Origin of the sequence: Salinivibrio sp. MA440, assembly GCF_001996265.1 — a bacterium.
GTDB classification, from domain to species: Bacteria; Pseudomonadota; Gammaproteobacteria; order Enterobacterales; family Vibrionaceae; genus Salinivibrio; species Salinivibrio costicola.
The window spans coordinates 1-1,304 of sequence record NZ_MUFI01000099.1 but is presented as its reverse complement, the minus strand read 5'-3'; the positions used below and the strand labels follow the sequence as shown (position 1 = coordinate 1,304).

Below are 1,304 nucleotides of genomic sequence, written 5' to 3'. Positions count from 1 at the left end.
ATTTATTTACAACTCATATTAGGTATGTTTTCTATATTCATTTCTAGTGGTCATATGGATGGTCAAGAAATGAAAAACTTAATGACATGGTCGAAGTATTTATTAACCTTTAGACCGGAAGAGGCTATAACCTTTATATCTGATGTTCATTGGATTTATCGTGCACATGTTTTTTGGGGAATAACCTTGTTCCTATTGTTCCCATTTAGTCGATTGGTTCATATTTGGAGTGTGCCTATCGAATATTTGACACGGCAATACCAAGTCGTGCGTCAAAAATAAAAAAATGACAAGCCTTCATAGGCTTGTCTTTTCTAGTTATAGGAGTAGTACAATGAATGTGTCAGACGTTCCAGAAATCACTATAAATGAAGTTAAACTAGACTCTTCGATAATAATGCAGGAGGTTCAGTATCATCCTGCAGAAACGAAAAGAGAAGCGATGGTTAAGGCTGTTGAAGCTCTAATTATTAACGAAGTCGTAAAACAACGAGCAGTAAGCTTATCTCTTTGGCCTGAAGACAAAAAACTTGAACCAACTGAAGAGTATGACATTATTGAAAAACTAATACAATTCGAAGGGATCTATCCATCTGCTACTGACGAAGAGTGTTATCATTACTATATAACAAATAAAGATAAGTTTTGTACAGCACCGTTGCTAGAAGTAGATCACATCCTGCTGGCTTGTCCTCCAGAGGATGTTGAAGAGAGAATAAAGGTAGTAGAATTTGCAGAATATTTAATAGAGTTACTAAAAGAAAATAAAGCCACATTCTACGATTTGGCGAAACAATACTCAGCCTGTCCCTCTTCTAAACAAGGGGGGAATTTAGGACAAATCACTCAAGGTCAAACAGTAGCTGAGTTCGAAAAACAAATATTTACCGCGCCCATGGGTCTATTAAATAAACCTATTGAAACCCGCTATGGCGTACATGTGGCCAATATCAATCGTCGAGTTGATGGTAGTCAGCTTGATTTTAATATGGTAAAAGAATCGATATCTCTTTATCTTAATGAGAAGGTTAAACGGAAAAATATTGCACAATATATTCAAACCATATTAATAGACTCAGATATAAAAGGATTTGACTTTCAATTAGAAAACTCACCGCTGATGCAATAATATGAATGATGATCTGAGTATATGATTAAGATACAGAGCGCAGACAGTGTCTGCGCTTTTTTATCTATATGCACCGATGTGTATGCATGTTAATTCTTGCTTGTACGCTCTTTTACTATATATTGGACATGAAACTTTTCTTAGCCAAGAATAACTATTGTAGGACGGCTATAAT

Annotated in this window: 2 protein-coding genes; both read left to right on the top strand. The window is 35.4% G+C overall.

The features are described from left to right. Positions 1–282 (top strand): respiratory nitrate reductase subunit gamma (locus tag BZG80_RS15680; protein ID WP_198532972.1); only part of this gene is annotated, 282 nt, incomplete at its 5' end. Between the two features lie 52 nt (positions 283–334). Continuing rightward, positions 335–1,129 (top strand): peptidylprolyl isomerase, encoded by a 795-nt coding sequence (locus BZG80_RS15675; protein ID WP_021022865.1) that lies wholly within the window; start codon positions 335–337, stop codon positions 1,127–1,129. The last annotated feature ends 175 nt before the right edge of the window (positions 1,130–1,304 follow it).

Excerpts from the sequence above, each read along its gene's own strand:
- BZG80_RS15675 (WP_021022865.1), top strand. The coding sequence starts at position 335 with ATGAATGTGTCAGACGTTCCAGAAATCACTATAAATGAAGTTAAACTA.